Consider the following 5,047-nt stretch of genomic DNA (forward strand, 5'->3'; position numbering starts at 1 on the left):
GGAGGTGGATAACAAGCGCACGGGGCCGGGGCTGCCGGGCCTGGATAAATTCAACCTCTCCGGCGTGGGGGCGACCACCGGGGGACTCATCGGGGCGGCCCCCGCCGGCCGGCACGTCGTCCAGTTCATCTGCCGCGACGACGGCCGGCCGTTCACCGCCGCCGTGGACGACAGCGCGCCGCCGCCCACCCTGGTCATCGAACCGGTCGGGCCCGCCGACCGGCGGTTTGGAGTCACCTCATGAGGGTCGAGAAGTGGGTCGTCCGCGAGCACGTGGACGGCGTGCCGGACGTCGAGCGGATGTACCGGAAGGTGGTCGAGGAGGTGGACGTCCGCCTCGCCGCGGACGAGATGCTGCTGCGGACCAGGTACGTCTCGGTCGACCCGTACCTCCAGGGGATCGCCCTGGACACCCCGATCGGCGACCACATGGGCGCGGACTCCATCATGGAGGTGGTGGAGGCCGGGCCGGACGCCGCCTTCGCCGTCGGCGACCTCGTGCAGGGCTTCGGCGGCTGGCGCAGCCACGTGATCAGCAACGGCGCCCCGGCGCTCTGGCAGACCGGCACCTTCCCGATGGTCTTCCCCGCCTACCGGCGGCTGGACCGGAGCGACTACGACGACGCCCTGCCGCTCTCCACCGCCCTCGGCGTCCTCGGCGGCCCGGGGATGACCGCCTGGGGCACGGTCGAGAAGTTCCTCAAGGTCCGGCCGGGGGACACCGTGCTGGTCAGCGGGGCGTCCGGGGCGGTCGGCTCGGTGGTCGGACAGCTGGCCCGGCACCGGGGGGCCCGGGTCATCGGCACCACGGCCACCCCGGCCAAGGCCGCCCGGCTGCGTGAGCTGGGCTTCGACGCGGTCCTGCTCTACCGCGACGGCGACGACCCCGAGCGGCTGCGGGAGGAAATCGCCAAGCTCGCCCCGGCCGGCATCGACCGCTACTTCGACAGCCTCGGCGGGGCGCTCACCGACGCGGTCTTCTCCCAGCTCGCCGTGGACAGCCGGGTCGCGGTCTGCTGGCAGTGGGGCAGCCAGGTCGGCGGCGACTGGGCGGGCCCGCGACTGCTGCCGATGATCATGTTCCCGCGCACCACCATCCGCGGCATCTTCTCGCTGGAGTGGTTCACCGAGGAGAACTGGTCGGCGCTGCGGCAGGAACTGGGCGCCCTCGTCCGCAGCGGGGACCTCGGCTACCAGCAGACCGTCCACCGGGGCTTCGACAACATCCCGGCCGCCTACCGCAGCCTGTACGTGGACCGCTCAGCGAGCCGGGGCAAGGTGCTCGTCGAACTCTGAGCCGGGCGGTCCGCGGGGCCGGCTGGGGCGGGCGGTTCGTGGGCCCGCCCCAGCCGGGCGCAGGTCAGTTCAGGGTGAACCAGGTGGAGCGGGACTTCTTCCACTCCGGCTGGGCGAGGTCCTTGGCGGCGGTGCCGTCGCCGTACAGGTCGGCGGAGCCGTCGTCGGTGATCAGCTGGGCCCGGGCGCCGGGGGCGTCCAGGTTCGGCACGTCCGGGACGGCCTCCCAAGCGCCGGCGTCGCTGGTCGGCAGGTCGACCAGCTTGACCGGCTGGGAGCCCGGCTGCCCGTTCCAGCGGTAGAGGGCGTACGGGGCGGAGTTGTCCTCGGCGGACCAGGAGCCGGCCACGATCAGGTACTGGCCGAGGTCGTTGCGGCGCAGGTCGCGGATGGAGAGCCCGCCGAGGTCCAGCTCGACCGGCTCGCCGAAGGTCGCGTGCGAGGCCGAACCGGACAGCAGCGACGGGAGGTTGGTGACGGGGACGAGCAGCGCGCGGCCGCCGGTGACCGCCGGGGTCAGCGGCGCGCGGAAGCCGATGTACGCGGTGGTGGTGCTGCCCGGGGCGAACTCCAGCCCCTCGACGTTGAATCCGTCGATCTGCTTGGGCGCCTGGCCGTCCGCCGCGCCCGCCGCGAAGCCGTAGCGGTCGCCGTGGGCGCCGTCCCAGGCGATCAGGTCGTCGCGCAGGCCGTGGTACGAACCGGCCAGCGACAGCTGGGTGTTGGCGCCCGAGCCGGTGACCTTCGTGGTGAACACGGTGTGCCGGTCCGGCTTGACCTTGCCGTCCTTGTTGTTGCCGAGCGAGCCCGTCCAGTAGATCGTGTCGCCGACCCGGGCCGCGGCCTCGATGTCGATCTCCTTGGAGACGCCGAGCGCGGAGCTGAAGTCCCAGGTGCGGACCGGCGCGCCGGAGGCGTTGCGGTCGTACAGCCGCAGCACGTTGGACTCGTCGTCGCCCACCAGGATGTAGCCGCCGCCCGCGTCCACCGCGGCGGAGGCGTCGCTGGAGCCGGTCAGGTAGCGGCTGGCGGCCGGGAACTGGACGGCGGGGGAGGCCGCGTAGTGCAGGGTGCGGGTCGCGGTCTTGCCGCCCAGGCCGGTCACCTTGATGGTGAGGTCGGTGTAGCCGACGCCCTGCGCGGCGACCGCCAGGGTGCGGGTGCCGCCGGTGCCCGTCACCGCCACGTCGCCGGTCCGCGCGACGGCGCTGCGGGTGCTCGCCGAGGCGGCGACGGTCAGCGCCGAGGCCGTGGCCCCGCTCTGCGCCACCGCCACGGACACCGTCGGGTCGCCGGTGGCGCCGACCGCGCCGGACAGGTAGCCGGCCGAGAAGGTGATCGTCGGAGTGCCGTACGAGGCCGCGGCGGCCGGGACGACCGGCAGGGCGAGTACGGGCACCGCCGCGACGGCGACGGCCAGCGGCAGCAGACGGCGGGGGGAACGGGACACGGTGACAGCCCTTCGACGCACGGGGAGGAGCGGGGGCGGTGCGGATCCGGACCAGCCTGGGCGGCCGCGGCGAACGCCAACCCTACGCCGGAGAACCGGACGGCGAACAGCAGGCCTCCAACGGCGGGCGGGAGTTGGGGGAAAGGCCCGGCCGGGCATGGCCTAGCCGCGGATTCCGGCCGTGTGCAGGCGGCGGCGGACCTCCTCCCACTCCGGGGCGACCGGCGCGGTCGACCGCGCGCCGACGCCCCGGTCCTTGAAACCGCTGGACGTCGACACGCACACCACCGGCCCCTCGGCCTCCCCGAGGCCCTCGACGCCGCCGAGGCTGCGCAGCCCCGCGAGCCCGGCCGCCGCGGACAGCTCCGTCCAGAGCCCGGAGCGGGCCAGTTCGGCCTGGGCGGACGCGAGTTGGCCGTCGTCCAGGGTCAGTACCCGGCCGCCGCTCTCGCGGACCGCGACCACGCCCCGGTAACCGCCGACCGGGGAGGCGATCGAGTACGCCTCGCTCGGCCCCACCGTCACCCGGGCCGCCGGCAGGCCCTGGCGGACGGCCAGGGCGAGCGGCGCGCCGGACGCGGACTCGCAGGCGACGATGCGCGGCACCCGGTCGGCCAGGCCGAGCCGGTGCAGTTCGCTGAAGCCCTTCCAGACGCCGAAGAGTAGCTCCCCGTAGCCGGTGGGCACGAACACCGCGGCCGGCACGCCGATGTCCCGGAAGATCTCGTACGCGACGGTCTTGTAGCCCTCGGGGCCGTACGCGTGGCCGGTGTGGGTGGTGGTGAGGTTGCTGACCGGGTGCAGGCCCAGCCGGTCCACGACCTGCCGCAGCAGCGGCCAGCGGGCCTCCCACGGCACCGGCAGCACGACGGCGCCGTAGGCGTTGAGGAACGCGTCGACGGCCGGCGGCAGGTCGGGCCCGGTGAACACCACGCAGCGCAGCCCGGCCCGGGCGGCGTAGGCGGCGGCGGACGCGCCGTGGTTGCCGGAGGAGGCCACCGCGATCCCGGGCGCGCCGACGCCCACGGCGGCGCTGGTGGTGCAGCGGTTCAGCCGGTCCTTGTGGCTCCAGGTCGGGTTGCGGGCCTCGTCCTTGACGTACACCCCGGGTTCGAGCTCGACCAGCGGTGTGCCGCCCTCGCCCAGGCCCGGCGCGAGCAGCGGCGGCAGCAGGGGGGCCCACCGCTCCAGCCCGCCGCGCGGCGCCCCGGCGTCCGCCCCCGGGGCGAACAGGGCGGCCGCGTCGGCCTTGAGGTAGGCGTAGTCGACCTCGACGGGGTAGGACACGTCCTCGGTGCCGGTGCGGGGACAGCCCGCGGTGAGCGGGGGCCACAACGGGTAGTCGAGGGTGGGATCGCCGAGGGAGCGCTGGCCGGTTGCGAGGGAGCCGTCTGTCGCCATGTCAGGAGCCTAACCGGACCTGCGGCGCCCGGTCCGGCGGATTTCGGGGCTCGGTGGGCGGGGGATGGCGGGCGGGGGATGGCGGGCCTCAGGGGTTCCTGCGGCCGCTACTGGCCCTGCCGGACGGCCGAGACGTCGAACTCCAGGACGACCTTGTCGCCGACCAGGACGCCGCCGCTCTCCAGGGCCGCGTTCCAGGTCACCCCGAAGTCCTTGCGGCTGATCGTCACCGAACCCTCCAGGCCCACCCGCAGGTTGCCCTGGGGGTCGACGGCGTTGCCGGTGTACTCGACGTCGATGGTGACCGGGCGGGTGACGTCCTTGACGGTGAGGTCGCCCGTCACCCGGAACTCGCCGTCCCCGCGCGGCTCGATTGCCGTCGTGGTGAAGGCGATGGTCGGGAACTTCGGCACGTCCAGGAAGTCGTTGGTGCGCAGGTGCTGGTCGCGCTGCTCGACGCCGGTGTCGATGCTGTCGGTCCGGATCGTCACCCGGGCGGTGGAACGGCCCGGGTCGGCGCCGTCCAGGTGGGCGCTGCCCTCGAAGGCGGTGAAGGAGCCGCGGACCTTGGTCACCATGGCGTGGCGCGCCACGAAGCCGATCCGGGTGTGGGCGGGGTCGAGGACGTAGTCCCCGGTGAGATCGGACAGGGAGACGGTCATGGTCGGCTTACCTCCTGGGCCTGTGTGGGGCCTCTGCGGGGAATCGCGGGGGCAGGGTCCTCGGGGGTCGCCGACCTCGGCGGCGGTGCCGCCCCGGTCGCCCCGGACCACGCTAGGTGCTGCGCCCCGTCCCCGCCCGTCGGGCCCGGGCCGCGGGGGTGGACCCGGGGGGGCCCCCCCCGGGGGTCACAACCGCCGGGGGGTGGAGGGGGGGGGGGGCCAGGCACACCCAGGGGGT

4 protein-coding genes and 1 pseudogene are annotated in these 5,047 nt (G+C 74.6%); 2 read left to right on the plus strand and 3 right to left on the minus strand.

Going from position 1 to position 5,047, the window contains the following annotated elements; translation table 11 throughout:
• Together ACFV6I_RS32745 and ACFV6I_RS32750 are read left to right on the plus strand one after the other, a co-directional pair.
• Nucleotides 1-244: pseudogene (locus ACFV6I_RS32745) on the plus strand (hypothetical protein); the annotation flags it as partial.
• Nucleotides 241-1,296, plus strand: a complete 1,056-nt coding sequence (locus ACFV6I_RS32750) for a zinc-binding dehydrogenase (RefSeq protein ID WP_380429261.1) — start codon at nucleotides 241-243, stop codon at nucleotides 1,294-1,296. The pseudogene ACFV6I_RS32745 and the gene ACFV6I_RS32750, both read left to right, overlap by 4 nt.
• Nucleotides 1,297-1,360: 64 nt before the next feature.
• Here the strand turns inward: ACFV6I_RS32750 and ACFV6I_RS32755 are convergent, their stop codons facing one another.
• The 3 genes from ACFV6I_RS32755 to ACFV6I_RS32765 form a co-directional block, all read right to left on the minus strand.
• On the minus strand, nucleotides 1,361-2,746 hold the full coding sequence (locus ACFV6I_RS32755; RefSeq protein WP_380429263.1) for a hypothetical protein: 1,386 nt from the start codon (nucleotides 2,744-2,746) through the stop codon (nucleotides 1,361-1,363).
• A 162-nt stretch (nucleotides 2,747-2,908) separates the two neighbouring features.
• Nucleotides 2,909-4,147: a pyridoxal-phosphate dependent enzyme gene (locus tag ACFV6I_RS32760; protein ID WP_380429266.1), complete on the minus strand. Its 1,239-nt coding sequence runs from the start codon at nucleotides 4,145-4,147 to the stop codon at nucleotides 2,909-2,911.
• Between the two features lie 107 nt (nucleotides 4,148-4,254).
• Entirely contained in the window at nucleotides 4,255-4,809 is a 555-nt protein-coding gene (locus tag ACFV6I_RS32765; protein ID WP_380339632.1) for a YceI family protein, read from the minus strand.
• Between the last annotated feature and the right edge of the window lie 238 nt (nucleotides 4,810-5,047).

Source organism: Kitasatospora sp. NPDC059803 (genome assembly GCF_042732255.1).
Lineage (GTDB): Bacteria > Actinomycetota > Actinomycetes > Streptomycetales > Streptomycetaceae > Kitasatospora.